Below are 17457 nucleotides of genomic sequence, written 5' to 3'. Positions count from 1 at the left end.
GTGTCGGCGCGGGCTCAGTCCCTTCCGGCGGCGGCGTAGCGGTCACGCAGCTGCGGGTAGAGCTCGGCGACCTCCTTGGGGTGGACCGAGCCGTCCGGCCCCTTGCCGGTGATCCCGTACTCGGCGGTCAGCCAGGCGGCGAGGCGCGGGGGGTCCGGCTGGTGGCCGTGGTTGTCGATGTAGGAGACCAGGGCGTCGTAGGCGGTGTCCTGGTCGAGCGGCACCGTCTCCGGGTGGAGTTCGGACTGGCCGGCTTGGGCGGGCTCCTCGGCCGGAATGGGCTGCTCGGGCTGGGCGTGGTGCTCGCCCTGGGCGGCCGACTGGCGGTACTGCGGGTCGACGGTCGGCTCGGCCTGCGGCTGCGGGGCGGTCGGGTGCTGGGACTGCGACCGGGGCGCGGGGGCCGTGTGGGCGGGCTCATCGGCGGCCGGGCGCGGGGGCTTGAACCACGGCGAGGCCTGGCCGGGCACCCGCCCGCCCGGGGCCGGGTCGGCCGAGTGGCCGGTGGTGCGGACCGGGCGAGCAGTCCAGACGTTCAGCTCCTCGTCACGCGGCTGCGGGGCGTTGTCCGCCGCCTGCTCTGGCTCCTGGGCGGCGCGCAGCCGGACGGCGTGCAGCTTCGCCAGCATCGGCGCGGCGACCTCGGGCGACAGCGGAGCGGCGGCTGCGGGGGTCTGGGCCTGGGGCTGGGGCTGGTCCTGGACGGGGTGCCCGGTCGGGGCCGACTCGGGCTGGGCCTGCGGAGGCTGGACCTGCTGGGGCCCAGCCTGCGGGGGCCCTGCCTGCTGAGCCGCCGGCGGCCGGGCTACGGCAGGAGCGGCAGCGGGGGCAGCGGCCGGGTTGCCGACCGCGGGAGCCGCCGGGGCGATGGCCACCGCGGCCAGGTTCTGCTCGGTCGGGGTTTCGAGCTCCTGGGGCCCCTGCTCCGCCAGAACCTCCTTGGCCTCGCGCTCGCGGGCCTCCTCGTCCAACCGGTCGAGCAGCGACGGGTCCAAGGGGACGCCGAACTTGGCGAGCTTGAGCGGCAGCAGCGCCTGGATCGGGGCCGAGCGGCGCCAGCCGCGGCCGTAGCGGAACCGCAGCTGCGCCCGGTAGACCAGCCGGTTCTGCTCGAGCCGGATGACCTCGTCGTAGGAGCGGAGCTCCCACAGCTTCATCCGCCGCCAGAGCCGGAAGGTCGGCACCGGGGAGAGCAACCAGCGCATCACCCGGACCGACTCCATGTGGCGGTCCGCAGTGATCGCCGCGATCCGGCCGACCGCGTGCCGAGAGGCCTCGACCACGACGACGAAGAGCACCGGGATGACGGCGTGCATCCCCATGCCGAGCGGGTCGCCCCAGGAGGCGGCCGCGTTGAAGGCGATGGTGGCGACGGTCAGCAGCCAGGCGGTCTGACGCAGCATCGGGAAGGGGATCCGCAGCCAGGTCAGCACCAGGTCGAGAGCGAGGAGCACGACGATGCCCGCGTCGACGCCGATCGGGAAGGCGTAGGAGAAGGCACCGAAACCTTTCTCCATGGCCAGCTCGCGCACCGCGTTGTACGAGCCCGCGAAGCCGATGCCCGAGATAATGCAGGCGCCGGCCGCGACCAGGCCGAGCAGGCCGCGATGAGCCTTGGTGAGCGTTGGGCGTGCCATTACGTCTATCAACCCCTGGATGTCGGCTGCTGCCGTACGGGCCTCGGCTGCCGGTTCCCGTCAGTCGGGCCGCCGGACGGCTGAGCAACCTCCGGGCTCGGCCCACCGGAGTTTACTCGTACGCCTGTTCCGGCTCTTCCGCAGCCTGGAGTGTCGCCGTACGGGCCGCCGCCGGGCGTCCGGGCCGGTCGGGCCGTCAGCCGCTCTGCCCCGCGGTTCCGTTGAGGTAGGCGAGGACGGCCATCACCCGGCGGTTGGCATCCTCGTCCGGGGCAAGTTCGAGCTTACTGAAGATGTTCGCGATGTGCTTGGCCACTGCGCCGTCGCTCACCGACAGGCGGGCAGCGATCGCCGAGTTGGAACAGCCCTCGGCCATCAGCTCCAGCACCTCGCGCTCGCGCGGGGACAGCCCGAGCAGCGGGCCGGGCCGGCGCGAGGTGGTCTGCATCAGCTGGGCGATCACGTCCGGGTCCATCGCCGTGCCGCCCGCGGCCACCCGACGGACGGCGTCGATGAACTGCGCCGCGTTGAAGACCCGGTCCTTCAGCAGGTAGCCGATCCCACCCGTGCCGTCGGCCAGCAACTCCCGGGCATACAGCTGCTGGACGTGCTGGGAGAGCACCAGCACCGGCAGGCCCCGGATCTCCCGGCGCGCCTTGAGCGCGGCCTGGAGCCCCTCGTCGGTGAGCGTCGGGGGCAGTCGGACGTCCACCACTGCCACGTCCGGGCGGTGGGTCAGCAGCGCCTCCAGCAGCTCGGGACCGGTCTCCACCGCGGCCGCGATGGTGAAGCCGTGCGCTTCCAGCAGACGGATCAGGCCTTCGCGGAGGAGGTAGAGGTCCTCGGCGAGGACAACTCGCACGGCAACTCCAAGGTGATGGTGGTAGGACCGCCCGACGTGCTGTCGATGGCGAGGACACCGTCGAAGGTACCCAATCGGCGCTCGATCCCGCGCAGGCCCGTGCCCCGCGACGGATCCGCCACCCCCACACCGTCGTCCGTCACCGTGATCCGCAGGGAGCCGGCCCGGTACAGGATGTCCACCCAGACCCGTTCCGCCGCCGAGTGCTTGGCCGCGTTGGCCAGCAACTCGCTGATGCTGAAGTAGGCGGCCGCCTCGACCGGAGCCGGCAGCCGGTCGGGCAGGCTCACGAACACCTCGGTGGGCAGCGCGCTGTCCAGCGCCAACGCCCGGACTGCGTCGCCGAGTCCGCGTTCGGCGAGCACCGGCGGATGGATGCCGCGAACCAGGTCCCGCAGCTCCTGCAACGCCCGGGCGGAGGACTGCCGCGCCTCGGAGAGGAGTTCCCGCGCGGCATCCTGGTCGGTTTCCATCAGGTGCTCGATGGTGCCCAGCGTCATCCCGATCGCGACCAGCCGCGCCTGGGCGCCGTCGTGCAGATCGCGCTCTATCCGCCGCAGCTCGGCCGCCTGGCTGCCCACCGCGTCCGCCCGGGTCTCGGTCAGCTCGGCGACCCGCTTCGTCAGCTGGGCGTGCGTCGCCCTGCCGTCCTGGTCCAGCACCCTGCGGGCGACCTCCGCGTACCCGCGCACCGCGTACGGGGCGAGGAGTATCCCGGCGAGGACCATGCCGATCCCGACCAGCAGGCTCAACGCCATCGACGTCAGTCTCGGGCTCACCGGACCGAACGCGTTCGCCGGCACCGGGCCGGAGAGGGCGAAGGCCGTGCCCAGCACCAGCAGCAGACCCACCGCACCGCCCAGCGCCAGGACCAGGACGGGGTTCACGACCAGCCAGAGCAGTTCGGCGCGGGTGGTCCGGTCCCGCAGGCCCCAGTGGACCAGCTGCGCGTACCTCGCGACGGTCCCCGAGCGATGGTAGGAGTAACCCGTCCACCAGTGCCCGCGTTCGTCCGATTCCAGCTTCGGCAGCGGATCGTAGACCGCCGGCAGGCGGATGCCGTACCAGCGCTGCAGGAACCTGCGCGTGCGGTCCGCGGTCCGACGGACGCAGAGGGCAGCCACCGCGGCGCCCACGACAGCCGCGAGCGCGAGGGCCACCAAGGGCGCCGCGTAGTAGTACTCCAGGAACCGGGACGTCACCACCCCCGAGAAGATCGCGGCCCCCACCGGCAGCACGAAACCCGGCAGCGCGCCCAGCACTGCCTGCGCCAGCCGGCCCAGACCCTGACCGCCGGTCCGGAGCGCCTCCCGCATCTGCGCACGCACGGACGTGCCGCTCGTACGAATCTCTGTGGTCACGCAAGCTCCTGATGCCGGTACCGATCGTCCTTCATCAGTGTTCACCAACGACCCGCTCCGGACATTGGCCATGGCACCCCAATTCCGGGGTGGACCTAGGACCACCTGTCGGTGACAGGAGCAACACCTGGCTGTTCATGGTCGGACGGTCCGGAAATGCGAAAAGCCCCTGATCCAAAGGATCAGGGGCTTTTCTGAATGATTGTTCGGCGGCGTCCTACTCTCCCACAGGGTCCCCCCTGCAGTACCATCGGCGCTGTGAGGCTTAGCTTCCGGGTTCGGAATGTAACCGGGCGTTTCCCTCACGCTATGACCACCGAAACACTATGAAACTGTCAACCGCACCAACCCATGCCTTACGGGGTCGGGGTCGTTGTTTCAGAACAACACAGTGGACGCGAGCAACTGAGGACAAGCCCTCGGCCTATTAGTACCGGTCAACTCCACCCCTCACAGGGCTTCCATATCCGGCCTATCAACCCAGTCGTCTACTGGGAGCCTTACCCTCTCAAGGAGGTGGGAGTGCTCATCTCGAAGCAGGCTTCCCGCTTAGATGCTTTCAGCGGTTATCCCTCCCGAACGTAGCCAACCAGCCATGCCCTTGGCAGAACAACTGGCACACCAGAGGTTCGTCCGTCCCGGTCCTCTCGTACTAGGGACAGCCCTTCTCAACACTCCTACGCGCACAGCGGATAGGGACCGAACTGTCTCACGACGTTCTAAACCCAGCTCGCGTACCGCTTTAATGGGCGAACAGCCCAACCCTTGGGACCTACTCCAGCCCCAGGATGCGACGAGCCGACATCGAGGTGCCAAACCATCCCGTCGATATGGACTCTTGGGGAAGATCAGCCTGTTATCCCCGGGGTACCTTTTATCCGTTGAGCGACGGCGCTTCCACAAGCCACCGCCGGATCACTAGTCCCTACTTTCGTACCTGCTCGACCCGTCAGTCTCACAGTCAAGCTCCCTTGTGCACTTACACTCAACACCTGATTGCCAACCAGGCTGAGGGAACCTTTGGGCGCCTCCGTTACCCTTTAGGAGGCAACCGCCCCAGTTAAACTACCCACCAGACACTGTCCCTGATCCGGATCACGGACCCAGGTTAGACATCCAGCACGACCAGAGTGGTATTTCAACGGCGACTCCACAACAACTGGCGTTGCTGCTTCACAGTCTCCCACCTATCCTACACAAGCCGAACCGAACACCAATATCAAGCTATAGTAAAGGTCCCGGGGTCTTTCCGTCCTGCTGCGCGAAACGAGCATCTTTACTCGTAATGCAATTTCACCGGGCCTATGGTTGAGACAGTCGAGAAGTCGTTACGCCATTCGTGCAGGTCGGAACTTACCCGACAAGGAATTTCGCTACCTTAGGATGGTTATAGTTACCACCGCCGTTTACTGGCGCTTAAGTTCTCAGCTTCGCCCCACCGAAGTGGAGCTAACCGGTCCCCTTAACGTTCCAGCACCGGGCAGGCGTCAGTCCGTATACATCGCCTTACGGCTTCGCACGGACCTGTGTTTTTAGTAAACAGTCGCTTCTCGCTGGTCTCTGCGGCCACCCCCAGCTCAAGGCGCAAGGCCCGTCACCAGGAATGGCCCCCCTTCTCCCGAAGTTACGGGGGCATTTTGCCGAGTTCCTTAACCATAGTTCACCCGAACGCCTCGGTATTCTCTACCTGACCACCTGAGTCGGTTTGGGGTACGGGCCGCCATGAAACTCGCTAGAGGCTTTTCTCGACAGCATAGGATCATCCACTTCACCACAATCGGCTCGGCATCAGGTCTCAGACTATATGTGAGGCGGATTTGCCTACCCCACGTCCTACACCCTTACCCCGGGACAACCACCGCCCGGGCTGGACTACCTTCCTGCGTCACCCCATCGCTCACCTACTACCCCGTTGGGCCACCGGCTCCACCACTTCCCTTTGCCCGAAGGCTCCGGGACGGCTTCACGGGCTTAGCATCAGAAGGTTCAGCGTTGGCGCTTCAAAGCGGGTACGGGAATATCAACCCGTTGTCCATCGACTACGCCTGTCGGCCTCGCCTTAGGTCCCGACTTACCCTGGGCAGATCAGCTTGACCCAGGAACCCTTGGTCAATCGGCGCAAGAGTTTCCCACTCTTGTATCGCTACTCATGCCTGCATTCTCACTCGTATACCGTCCACGACTCGATTCCTCGGCCGCTTCACCCGGCACACGACGCTCCCCTACCCATCACAGCAGGCGTTGGCCCTATAGCTGCAATGACACGACTTCGGTGGTGTGCTTGAGCCCCGCTACATTGTCGGCGCGGAATCACTTGACCAGTGAGCTATTACGCACTCTTTCAAGGGTGGCTGCTTCTAAGCCAACCTCCTGGTTGTCTCTGCGACTCCACATCCTTTCCCACTTAGCACACGCTTAGGGACCTTAGTCGGTGTTCTGGGCTGTTTCCCTCTCGACCATGGAGCTTATCCCCCACAGTCTCACTGCCACGCTCTCACTTACCGGCATTCGGAGTTTGGCTAAGGTCAGTAACCCGGTAAGGCCCATCGCCTATCCAGTGCTCTACCTCCGGCAAGAAACACGTGACGCTGCACCTAAATGCATTTCGGGGAGAACCAGCTATCACGGAGTTTGATTGGCCTTTCACCCCTAACCACAGGTCATCCCCCAGGTTTTCAACCCTGGTGGGTTCGGTCCTCCACACGGTCTTACCCGCGCTTCAACCTGCCCATGGCTAGATCACTCCGCTTCGGGTCTTGGGCATGCAACTCAAACGCCCTATTCGGACTCGCTTTCGCTACGGCTACCCCACACGGGTTAACCTCGCTACACACCGCAAACTCGCAGGCTCATTCTTCAAAAGGCACGCAGTCACGGCCAGCCGGTAAACCGACTGACGACGCTCCCACGGCTTGTAGGCACACGGTTTCAGGTACTATTTCACTCCGCTCCCGCGGTACTTTTCACCATTCCCTCACGGTACTATCCGCTATCGGTCACCAGGGAATATTTAGGCTTAGCGGGTGGTCCCGCCAGATTCACACGGGATTTCTCGGGCCCCGTGCTACTTGGGTGTTCTTCAAGCGAGCCGTACAGATTTCGTCTACGGGGGTCTTACCCTCTACGCCGGACCTTTCGCATGTCCTTCGACTACCCATACGGTTTCTGACTCGCCGACCGGCCGGCAGACCGATCAAGAAAAAACCCACGACCCCCCGAGCGCAACCCCTGCCGGGTCTCACACGCTCAAGGTTTAGCCTCATCCAGTTTCGCTCGCCACTACTCCCGGAATCACGGTTGTTTTCTCTTCCTGCGGGTACTGAGATGTTTCACTTCCCCGCGTTCCCTCCACACTGCCTATGTGTTCAGCAGCGGGTGACAGCCCATGACGACTGCCGGGTTTCCCCATTCGGACACCCCCGGATCAAAGCTCGGTTGACAGCTCCCCGGGGCCTATCGCGGCCTCCCACGTCCTTCATCGGTTCCTGGTGCCAAGGCATCCACCGTGCGCCCTTAAAAACTTGGCCACAGATGCTCGCGTCCACTGTGCAGTTCTCAAACAACGACCAGTCACACACCCTCAACGATCCCGAAGGACCATCTCAAGTGAGGCCGGCATCCTTGAGGCAACTTCCGTTCCCTCAGGACCCAACAACGTGCCCGACACAGTCAATCCCAGAACGCGTTCCACGCCGAAGCAGTACTAGCCCCTGGTCTCTTCCTGTGCCGAATAGTCAACGTTCCACCCATGAGCAACCGTGCAGAACATTCGCCTGCAAGCGGCCGTGTGCTCCTTAGAAAGGAGGTGATCCAGCCGCACCTTCCGGTACGGCTACCTTGTTACGACTTCGTCCCAATCGCTGGTCCCACCTTCGACGGCTCCATCCCTTACGGGTTAGGCCACCGGCTTCGGGTGTTACCGACTTTCGTGACGTGACGGGCGGTGTGTACAAGGCCCGGGAACGTATTCACCGCAGCATGCTGATCTGCGATTACTAGCAACTCCAACTTCATGGGGTCGAGTTGCAGACCCCAATCCGAACTGAGGCCGGCTTTTTGGGATTCGCTCCGCCTCACGGCATCGCAGCCCTTTGTACCGACCATTGTAGCACGTGTGCAGCCCAAGACATAAGGGGCATGATGATTTGACGTCGTCCCCACCTTCCTCCGAGTTGACCCCGGCAGTCTCCTGTGAGTCCCCGACATTACTCGCTGGCAACACAGAACAAGGGTTGCGCTCGTTGCGGGACTTAACCCAACATCTCACGACACGAGCTGACGACAACCATGCACCACCTGTATACCGACCACAAGGGGGCACCCATCTCTGGATGTTTCCGGCATATGTCAAGCCTTGGTAAGGTTCTTCGCGTTGCGTCGAATTAAGCCACATGCTCCGCTGCTTGTGCGGGCCCCCGTCAATTCCTTTGAGTTTTAGCCTTGCGGCCGTACTCCCCAGGCGGGGAACTTAATGCGTTAGCTGCGGCACCGACGACGTGGAATGTCGCCAACACCTAGTTCCCAACGTTTACGGCGTGGACTACCAGGGTATCTAATCCTGTTCGCTCCCCACGCTTTCGCTCCTCAGCGTCAGTAATGGCCCAGAGATCCGCCTTCGCCACCGGTGTTCCTCCTGATATCTGCGCATTTCACCGCTACACCAGGAATTCCGATCTCCCCTACCACACTCTAGCCTGCCCGTATCGAATGCAGACCCGGGGTTAAGCCCCGGGCTTTCACATCCGACGCGACAGGCCGCCTACGAGCTCTTTACGCCCAATAATTCCGGACAACGCTCGCACCCTACGTATTACCGCGGCTGCTGGCACGTAGTTAGCCGGTGCTTCTTCTGCAGGTACCGTCACTTGCGCTTCTTCCCTGCTGAAAGAGGTTTACAACCCGAAGGCCGTCATCCCTCACGCGGCGTCGCTGCATCAGGCTTTCGCCCATTGTGCAATATTCCCCACTGCTGCCTCCCGTAGGAGTCTGGGCCGTGTCTCAGTCCCAGTGTGGCCGGTCGCCCTCTCAGGCCGGCTACCCGTCGTCGCCTTGGTAGGCCATTACCCCACCAACAAGCTGATAGGCCGCGGGCTCATCCTGCACCGCCGGAGCTTTCCACCAACCCCCATGCGGAGGAAGGTCGTATCCGGTATTAGACCCCGTTTCCAGGGCTTGTCCCAGAGTGCAGGGCAGATTGCCCACGTGTTACTCACCCGTTCGCCACTGATCCACCCCGAAGGGCTTCACCGTTCGACTTGCATGTGTTAAGCACGCCGCCAGCGTTCGTCCTGAGCCAGGATCAAACTCTCCGTGAATGTTTACCCGTAATCGGGTCCACACCCGCGTTGAGCGGCACGGCAACCACCGGAATAGGGTGATCCCGCGCACTGCGTCCTCGCTAGTGTTTGTTTCAAAAGGAATCTCCAACCCCGATCAGACGATCGAGGCCGGGGATGTCAACATATCTGGCGTTGACTTTTGGCACGCTGTTGAGTTCTCAAGGAACGGACGCTTCCTTCGGACCGCCTTCCAGCGGGCCCTCCGGGCGCTTCGTTCTTTCGTGTTTCCAGCTTATCAGATGTTTTCCGCTCCGTTTCCGGGGCTTCGTCATCCAACTCGCTGGTGTCTTCTGCGGCTTGACGCCCCGTCCGACGTTTCAAACTCTAGCCGATCCCCGCTCCGAAAAGCGAATCCAGCCGAGTCCGACTGCAATCCGATAAAACGAGCACGCCCAATAAGCACCGAGCCGATACGCGAAAGCGAAACGACCGGCGCGAACCGGAAGTGGTGTTTCAGAGGATTGGCCGCCCCGGGACCGTCCGCGCCGATGCGTGTCCGGTGCTCCCTGCCGAGCGACTAGAAAACACTACCCCCATGCTCGGCTCGACGCAAACCGGCTCCGGGGACGGTCCGGGTGCAGAGTGCTCGGCCCTGCTTCACGTACTCGCCGTTGGGGTGGTCGTTGGTGGTGACCCAGTGCAGGGCGGTGGCTTCGTCGCGGCCGCCCTCGCGGTGGCGGCGGAGCAGCCGTTCCCTACGGACGGTGTCCTCGGTGTCGACGTACCAGAGCTCGCGCAGCAGTCGGCGGGCGTCCGGCCAGGGGGTCTCGGCGGAGGCGAGGTAGTTGCCCTCGGTGATGACCAGCCGGGTGTGCGGGCGGACGACGTGGCGGGCGGCCACCGGCTCGTCCAGGGTGCGGTCGAAGTCGGGGACGTAGATGTCCTGGAAGCGGTCGGCGGCAACCCGGCGCAGCAGGGCGACGTAGCCGTGGGCGTCGAAGGTGGCCGGGGCGCCCTTGCGGTGGGTCAGTCCGAGGCGGTCGAGCTGGGCCGCCGAGAGGTGGAAGCCGTCGAGCGGGAGGTAGGCGGCCGTGCCGGGGCCTTCGACGCGCTCGACCTCGGCGACGAGGTGGCGGGCCAGGGTGGACTTGCCGGCTCCGGGCGGGCCGGCAAGTCCGAGGATCGTACGGGCGTTGCTGCCCGGCCCGCGGAGGAGTCCGAGGGCAAGGGCGGTGAGGCGGTCCTCGTTCATGGCCGCACCCTACTCACTGGCCCCGGTCCGACGGCCAGGTTCAGACGACGCCGGGAACGGAGACGGGGGCAGAGACAGGGGTAGGGGTCAGGCCGGGCAGGTCCAGGGTGAGGGTTCCGGCGTCCGCGTCGAGAAGAGCCGGGACGCCGAGCGGAACGGTGAGGCTGGACGGGCAGTGGCCGAAGCCCAGTTCCCAGATCACGGGCACGCCGAGCGCGCCAAGACGGTCGAGCATCACGGCCCGGACCCGTTCGGGCCGTCCGCAGCCCTCCCACGACCCGAGGGCTATGCCGGCCACGCCGTCGAGGGCGCGGGAGCGCAGGAACTGGGTGAGCAGGCGGTCGAGCTGGTACGGGTGCTCGTTCACGTCTTCGAGGATCAGGATGCTGCCCGCGAAGGAGGGCCGGGCGGCGGGCGTGCCGCGCTCGGCGGCGAGGACGTGGAGGCAGCCTCCGGCGGTGACGCCGTGGGCGCGGCCGGGGACGAGGGCGGAGGCGGTGGGTGAGGTGAGGACGGTGGTGGCGGCGGGGTCGAAGAGGGTGCGGCGCAGGTGTTCGGCGGTGGGGCCGTCGTCCACGAAGGAGGAGCCGGAGGCCAGCGGCCCGTACAGGGTGGCGAGGCCGAGGCGCCGGGCGAAGGCCTCGTGCAGCGAGCTGACGTCGCTGAAGCCGATGAAGGCCTTGGGTCGGGCGGCGCGCATCGCGGCCCAGTCGAGCAGGTCGACGATGCGGTGGACGCCGTAGCCGCCCCGGGCACAGATGACCGCATCGACGGTGGGGTCGAGCCAGGCGCCCTGGAGGTCGGCGGCACGGTCGGCGTCGGTGCCGGCCAGGTAGCCGAGGGTGGGGTGGGTGTCGAGGACGTGCGGGGCGACGGTCACGCGCAGGCCCCAGGAACGGAGGATCGCGCAGCCGGCGGTGAGCCGCTCGGGGTCGATCGGGCCGCTGGGGGCGACGACGGCGATGTGGTCGCCGGGGCGCAGCTGCGGCGGGCGGGTCAGTCCCTGGCCGGGCGTGGTGGGTTGCTGGTCCATGGACCGGGCCTTTCGGGGAAGGGGCGGGCAGCGGGCGGCCTCGGGTTGTGGTCGAGGCCGCCCGGTGACGATATGCCCGCGGGGCGACCGGCCGATGTCCCTGGTGAGCGGACCCCCTGAGGGCCCCCGGGGAACACGGGCGGGTTGAGGGCTCTTCAGATGGCGCCCATCACCTCCCGTACCTCGGCGAGGGTGGCGTCGGCGATCGCGTTGGCCCGCTCGGCACCGGCCCGGAGCACCTGCCGCAGGTGGCCGCGGTCGGTGGCGAGTTCGGCGCGGCGGACTCGCAGCGGGCGGAAGTACTCGTTGACGGACTCGATGACGGTGCGCTTGAGGACGGCCGCGCCGCCGTCCCCGATCTCCTCGGCGATCGTCTCCGGGGCCCGGTTCTGACAGAGCGCGGCGAGCAGGAGGAGACCGGAGACTCCGGGGCGGCCGGTCGGGTCATAGGTGATGCGGCGGTCGGCGTCGGTCCTGGCGCCGCGGATGATCCGGGCGGTCTCGTCCTCGTCGGCGCCGAGGGCGACGGCGTTGCCGCGGCTCTTGCTCATCTTTCCGCCGTCGGTGCCGAGCAGCATCGGTGCCTCGGAGAGCAGCGCCCGGGGGCGGGGGAAGACGGCGCTGCCGTCGGCGTGCGGGTAGCGCTCGTTGAAGCGGCGGGCGACGGTGCGGGCGACCTCCAGGTGGGGCAGTTGGTCCTGGCCGACCGGGACGAGGTCGGCCTTGCAGAAGAGGATGTCGGCGGCCTGGTGGACGGGGTAGGTGAACATCAGTCCGTTGACGGCGGCCTGGCTGGAGTGGGCGATCTCGTCCTTGACGGTGGGGTTGCGGCTCAGCTCGGCGACGCTCACCAGGCTGAGGAAGGGCAGCAGCAGCTGGTTGAGGGCGGGGACGGCGCTGTGCGCGAAGATCGTGGCCCGTTCGGGGTCGAGGCCGGCCGCGAGGTAGTCGAGGACGAGGTTCTCGGTGTGCTCGGCGAGCCGGTCGGCGAGGTCGCGGTCGGTGATGACCTGGTAGTCGGCGACCAGGACGAACATCTCGACGCCCTGGTCCTGGAGCCGGACCCGGTTCTGCAGGGTGCCGAAGTAGTGGCCGAGGTGGAGCGGGCCGGTGGGTCGGTCCCCGGTGAGGACCCGGTGGGCGCCCGGGTCGGCGATCAGGTCGGCGGCCGTCAGGACGGGCACGGCGGACGGCTCGGCGGAAAGCACGGCGGACGGCCCGGCGGTGTCGCGGTCGGTCGTGGTGCGGGCGGCAGTGATGCGGGTGGTGGCGGCGCGCTCGGCGGTGGTCATCGGGTTTCTCCCTCGGTACGGCGGTGGTGGCGGCCGTCCGGGGCGCGGGCCCGTCCCGTGGGTAAACGCGACAGGGCCGTCCATCCCGGACGGCCCTGGCCAGGCAGGTGTGGTGGCCGTCCTAGGACGGCCACCAGCACAGGCCCACGAAGCGCTTCATGGCTCCCACCATAGCGCCAGTCCTCCACCGGCAGGGCGGGGGTTTCTCTGCGCAGCGTCTCGCCGCGGAAGAACTCCCGGCGGACCGCGACGGCCAGTCCCCAGCCGGCCCGGGGGCCTGACTTTTGCCCGTGCGGCGAGCCCCCGGGTCGGAGGGCCCCACGGGCGGCAAGATAGGTTTGCCTCACCTAAGCTCGACCGCCGGCGCCGAACCCTCGGCCGTCCGGTCCGACCCGTGAAGGAGCGTCGCGTGGCCCCCGACTCCGACGGCCCGACCCTCGCCACCCGCACCCCCGGCCGCCGCCGATTCCTCACGGCAGGCGTGGCCGGCGCCGCCGTGCTCGGCCTCGGCGGACTGCTCACCGCCTGCGGCAACTCCGGCGGCGGCGGAGGCGGCAACGGTGGCGGCCACGGATCCAAGACGGGTGGCGGCTCCTCCCCCGACCAGAAGTCGGTCAAGCAGGGCGGTGACGACTACGCCACCGTGATCGAGAAGATGAAGGACTTCGGCACCGACGCCGCCCCCGGCGTCTACCCGCGCACCATCAGGCACGCCATGGGCGAGACCGTCATCCCCGCCAGGCCCACCCGGGTCGTGGTGCTGGACACCGGCGAGCTCGACAACGTCGTCTCGCTCGGCATCCAGCCGGTCGGCGTCGTCCACACCGACGGCTCCAAGTCCCTGCCCTCCTACCTCAAGGACAAGGCGGGCAACCCGGCCGCCGTCGGCACCATCAACAGCCTCAACCTGGAGGCCATCGCCGCGCTCAAGCCCGACCTGATCCTCGGCAGCCAGCTGCGCGCCCAGGACCAGTACGCACAGCTGTCGAAGATCGCACCGACCGTCTTCTCGCTCCGCCCCGGCTACCCCTGGAAGCAGAACTTCCTGCTCAACGCCAGCCCTTTCGGCCTGCAGGCCGAGGCCAAGACGCAGCTCGACGCGTACCAGGCGGCGGCCGCCGCGATCGGCGCCCGGCTCGGCGACAAGCGCCCCACCATCACGCCGCTGCGCTTCATGCCCGGCCGGACCAGGCTCTACGCCGAACTCTCCTTCATCGGCACCGTCCTCACCGACGTGCCGCTGCCGCAGCCGAAGATCGAACAGGTCAAGGAGCTCGCGGTGGAGGTCAGCCCGGAGCAGGTCGACAAGGCGGACGCCGACTGGATCTTCTACGGCGTGTACGGCAGCCCCAGTTCGACCAACCAGGACGCGGTGCTCGGCGGCGCGCTCTGGAAGACGCTCGGCGCGGTCAAGTCCGGTCAGGCCCGGCCGGTTTCGGACGAGACCTGGTTCCTGGGGCTCGGCGTCACGGCCGCCAACGCGGTGCTCGCCGACCTCAAGGGCTTCGTGTCGCCCGGCAGTTGAGCAGGAACGGCCAGTAGGGGGTTCCGTCGGTCCACCGCAGCTCGCGTGGTGAACCCACCGTACTCGCGGGCACACGCGCGGGAATGACGCTTGGAGCTGGTCGTGCGGTGCGGGAGGATCATCGGGACCGTCCCCCGAAGGGCCCGCCGATGACCTCGCTCCACCCCAGCTCCACCGATCCCGCCCTGCCCGGCCCGCCCGCGGACGGTGCCGACTCCTCGGCCGGGGCCGACGCACCGCCCGTCGCCGCCGGACCGACCGTCACGGCGGTCCTGTCCGGCCCGGCCGATTCGGACGCCCCGTTCGTCCCGGCCGACCGGGTCCACCCGGCCGCACCGGTCGGCCCGGCTGCTCCAGGTGCGCGGGTCTGCTCGATCGCGGCGGTGGCCGAGGGCGGGCCGACCGGTGCGGCCGGTGCCCCCACCCGCCATGACCGGGTGCCGCAGCCGCGCACCCCGGAGGACGTCGAGACGCAGCTCCGCCGAGCTCCGGCGGACGGCGGAGCGGCGGCAAGCGGCGGCACGCCAGCAAGCGGGGGTACGACGGCGGACCGGCTCCGGGCGGCGTTCGCCGACCGGCTGCGGGCCGCGCGCGCCGAAGGGCGCTCGCTCGCCGAGCTGGCGGCGGCGTGCCGCCGGTCGGTGGAAGAGGTGCGGGCACTGCTCGGCGAGGCCGGGGAGGAGGAGGGCGGCGTTTCCGGAGCCCTCCTCGACGGGGCCGGGCCGGGGTTCGTCCGGTTCCAGCAGGCGGCGGCGTCCGAGAGCAACCGGACCGTTCCGGTGCCGAGTTCGGCGCGCGAGCCGTCCCGTGAGCCGACCCGTGAGCCGACCCGTGAATCGGTGCGCGAGGAGGTTCGGGGCCTCAGTTCGCGGCGCCCGTCCCCCTCCCGCCGGCTGCGCCGGATGCACCCCCCGGCCGACCGGAGCGGGCAGGGGGCGACCGCACGGGAGACGGCCGCCGCCGACCCGACCGGGGGGCAGCCGCGCGGTGCGGGGCGGGCGGGCGAACCGACCGGTGCAAGGAGGACGGCGGCCGACCACACGCCCCCCACGGCCGGTGCGGACGCCTGGGCCGTGGTGGACGGCGGGGCGGAGCAGCCTCGGGCCGTCCCGCCGCTCGGCATCCTGATCGGCGGCAGCCCGGTCCAGCCGGAGGCCGTCGGCCGTCCGGAGGAGCGGACGCCGGTCCGGGTGGCGGCCGAGCCGATCCGGGTCGGCCGTGGCACCAGCCTGGTGGTGCTGCCGTCCTGGCGTCCTGCCATCGCCGTGTCGGTGCCGACCGAGCAGTTGGTCCTCGAGACCGGCCTCACCGCCGAGCAACTGACCGGCGCCCGGCTGACGGTACGGATGAATCCCTGGGCGCTGCACGACCGGGAGTTGGACCTGCACGGCTGGGAGCCCGGCCCGCACGGCCCGCACGGGCGACCGCGGCGCGGCGGGCGCCGTTAGGGCCCGTCAGCGGGCGTTCGGGATGTAGCCGAGGTCGACGGGCACCGGAGGGCGACCGTCGACCGCCCAGCCCGCGCGGACCGCCTCCAGCAACTCCGGTAGCCGGGGCGGCCAGAGCGCGTCGGCGTTCTCGTCGGCGAGGTCGGCCGGGGTCCACCAGCGCCAGTCGAGGATCCGGTCCTCGGCGTGCACCGCGCTGACGTCCCCGACCGGGCCGCGGTGCGGTCCGGTGGTCAGGTAGATGTGCTCGTGCTGGCGGACCGGGGTGCCGTGCCAGGTGAAGTCGTGCTCCCAGGTGCAGAGCAGCGGGCCCGGTTCGAGGTCGGTCCAGCCGGTCTCCTCCCACAGTTCGCGCCGGGCGCCGACCCGAGGGGTCTCGCCCGGTTCCAGCCCGCCGCCGGGCATGGTCCAGTGGACACCGACCTCGTCGTTGTCCGAACGGAGCAGGAACACCGAGCCGTCCCGGTCCAGGACCACCGTGCGGGCGGCCCGGCGGGGAACTCGTTTGCGCGGTCGCAGCAGTCTTCGCATCGGGACACTCTGACAGCGCCCGGCCGGAGCGTCGACCGGATTCCCCGCCCCGGCCGACGACTTGAGTTGTGTCCGGGCCCCCGGCCTGCGTCGATCCGCAGTCGCGGGCGGCCCGCTGGCCGTACCCTGACCGCCATGCCCGTACCCTCGATGCTCTTCCCCGCCGATCCACTCAACCCGCGCCGGCCCGATCCGCACTTCGCCTGGGAAGCCAGACTGGTGCGGGAGTTGGGCGCCGAGCACCTCCTGGTAGACCACGACGCGCTGCTCGCCGGACGCGCCGAGGAGGCGGTCAGGCGGGTGCCCCTGGGCAGCGGACCGCTCTGGTACCGGGGCTGGATGCTCCCCTCCGCCCGGTACGCCGAGTTCGCCGCCGCGCTCACCGCCCGCGGCGGCAAGCTGCTGACCAGCCCACCCGGTTATGCGGCGGCCCACGAACTGCCCGGCTGGTACGGGGTGTTCGAGGGGGCGACGCCGCCCAGCGTCTGGATCCCGACCGCCGGGGCGGTACCACCCACGCCGGAAGAACTGGCGGAGGCCGTGGCGCGACTCGGCGGAAGCGGACCGGCGATCGTCAAAGACTACGTGAAGTCGCGCAAGCACGAGTGGCACGAGGCCTGCTACGTACCGGAGTTGGCCGACCTGGCGGCCGTCTGCCGGGTGGTCGGGCGGTTCGTCGAGCTGCAGGGCGAGTTCCTGGCCGGCGGGGTGGTGGTGCGGCGGTACGAGGAGTTCGGGCGGGCGGACGGGCCGGACGGGCCGGACGGGCCGGACGGACTGGACGGGCCGGACAGGCTTTCGGACGGGGACGGCTGCGATGCCGCTGGTGCCGTCGGCGGCGCGGGTGCCGTCGGCGGTGCGCGTGGCGGGCGGCGGGCGGTCGAGGCGAGGGTGTGGTGGCTGGACGGCCGGCCGGTCCTGGTCGGGCCGCACCCGGACGCCCCGCACGTCCACGCCGAGCCCGACCTCACCGAGGTCTCCGCTCTGGTGCGAAGACTCGGCTGCCGCTTCGTCACCACCGACCTCGCCAGCCGGGCCGACGGCTCCGGCTGGCGGGTGGTGGAGGTCGGGGACGGCCAGGTGAGCGACCTGCCGCGCGGTATCGACGCCTCGGGGCTGCTGGCCTCGCTGATCGCCGCCTGACGGACCGCCCGGCGGCTCGGGCTGATCGGCCGGGCCAACCGGACCGGGGGCCGGCCGGGCGGCGGGATCGGCAGGCTCGGCGGGCGGCCCGTCT

The 17457-nt window shown here is 68.6% G+C and carries 10 protein-coding genes and 3 rRNA genes; 3 read left to right on the top strand and 10 right to left on the bottom strand.

What is annotated here, in order from left to right; all coding sequences use genetic code 11:
* Positions 1-14 precede the first annotated feature (14 nt).
* From BOQ63_RS28940 to trpS, 9 genes are all read right to left on the bottom strand, one after another.
* Positions 15-1637, bottom strand: a complete 1623-nt coding sequence (locus BOQ63_RS28940; protein WP_150476163.1) for a DUF2637 domain-containing protein — start codon at positions 1635-1637, stop codon at positions 15-17.
* A 196-nt stretch (positions 1638-1833) separates the two neighbouring features.
* Positions 1834-2499, bottom strand: a complete 666-nt coding sequence (locus BOQ63_RS28935; RefSeq protein ID WP_030290388.1) for a response regulator transcription factor — start codon at positions 2497-2499, stop codon at positions 1834-1836.
* Complete coding sequence (locus tag BOQ63_RS28930; protein ID WP_223886063.1) at positions 2451-3860, bottom strand: sensor histidine kinase; 1410 nt, start codon at positions 3858-3860, stop codon at positions 2451-2453. The genes BOQ63_RS28935 and BOQ63_RS28930 overlap by 49 nt, the downstream gene beginning before the upstream one ends.
* Before the next feature lie 204 nt (positions 3861-4064).
* A 5S ribosomal RNA gene (gene rrf / locus BOQ63_RS28925) occupies positions 4065-4181 on the bottom strand.
* Between the two features lie 86 nt (positions 4182-4267).
* Positions 4268-7387: ribosomal RNA gene (locus BOQ63_RS28920) — 23S ribosomal RNA — on the bottom strand.
* Between the two features lie 271 nt (positions 7388-7658).
* Positions 7659-9175 (bottom strand): 16S ribosomal RNA (locus BOQ63_RS28915).
* The 16S, 23S and 5S rRNA genes sit together here, the layout of an rRNA operon.
* 541 nt (positions 9176-9716) lie before the next feature.
* On the bottom strand, positions 9717-10391 hold the full coding sequence (locus BOQ63_RS28910) for a nucleoside/nucleotide kinase family protein (RefSeq protein ID WP_030289995.1): 675 nt from the start codon (positions 10389-10391) through the stop codon (positions 9717-9719).
* A gap of 40 nt (positions 10392-10431) precedes the next feature.
* Entirely contained in the window at positions 10432-11424 is a 993-nt protein-coding gene (locus BOQ63_RS28905) for a S66 peptidase family protein (protein ID WP_051747271.1), read from the bottom strand.
* A 155-nt stretch (positions 11425-11579) separates the two neighbouring features.
* A complete protein-coding gene (gene trpS / locus BOQ63_RS28900; RefSeq protein WP_079183798.1) occupies positions 11580-12716 on the bottom strand; it encodes a tryptophan--tRNA ligase in 1137 nt (378 codons plus the stop codon).
* 409 nt (positions 12717-13125) lie between these two features.
* On the opposite strand from trpS, the gene BOQ63_RS28895 reads away from it, so the two are divergent.
* On the top strand, positions 13126-14241 hold the full coding sequence (locus tag BOQ63_RS28895) for an ABC transporter substrate-binding protein (protein WP_046387032.1): 1116 nt from the start codon (positions 13126-13128) through the stop codon (positions 14239-14241).
* Positions 14242-14390: 149 nt separating this feature from the next.
* Positions 14391-15689, top strand: coding sequence for a hypothetical protein (locus tag BOQ63_RS28890; RefSeq protein WP_150476161.1), 1299 nt, complete (start codon positions 14391-14393; stop codon positions 15687-15689).
* A gap of 6 nt (positions 15690-15695) precedes the next feature.
* Here BOQ63_RS28890 and BOQ63_RS28885 read toward each other — a convergent pair whose 3' ends face one another.
* Complete coding sequence (locus BOQ63_RS28885) at positions 15696-16220, bottom strand: NUDIX hydrolase (protein WP_030290003.1); 525 nt, start codon at positions 16218-16220, stop codon at positions 15696-15698.
* Positions 16221-16355: 135 nt separating this feature from the next.
* Here BOQ63_RS28885 and BOQ63_RS28880 point away from each other — a divergent pair, with 135 nt between their 5' ends.
* The gene (locus BOQ63_RS28880) at positions 16356-17363 is read left to right on the top strand and encodes an ATP-grasp domain-containing protein (protein ID WP_223886062.1); all 1008 of its coding nucleotides are present in this window, start codon (positions 16356-16358) and stop codon (positions 17361-17363) included.
* Positions 17364-17457: the final 94 nt, after the last annotated feature.

Origin of the sequence: Streptomyces viridifaciens (assembly GCF_001888885.2) — a bacterium.
Classification (GTDB): Bacteria; Actinomycetota; Actinomycetes; order Streptomycetales; family Streptomycetaceae; genus Kitasatospora; species Kitasatospora aureofaciens.
Note: the sequence above shows the minus strand (reverse complement) of the source record. Positions and strands in the feature narration are given on the sequence as shown.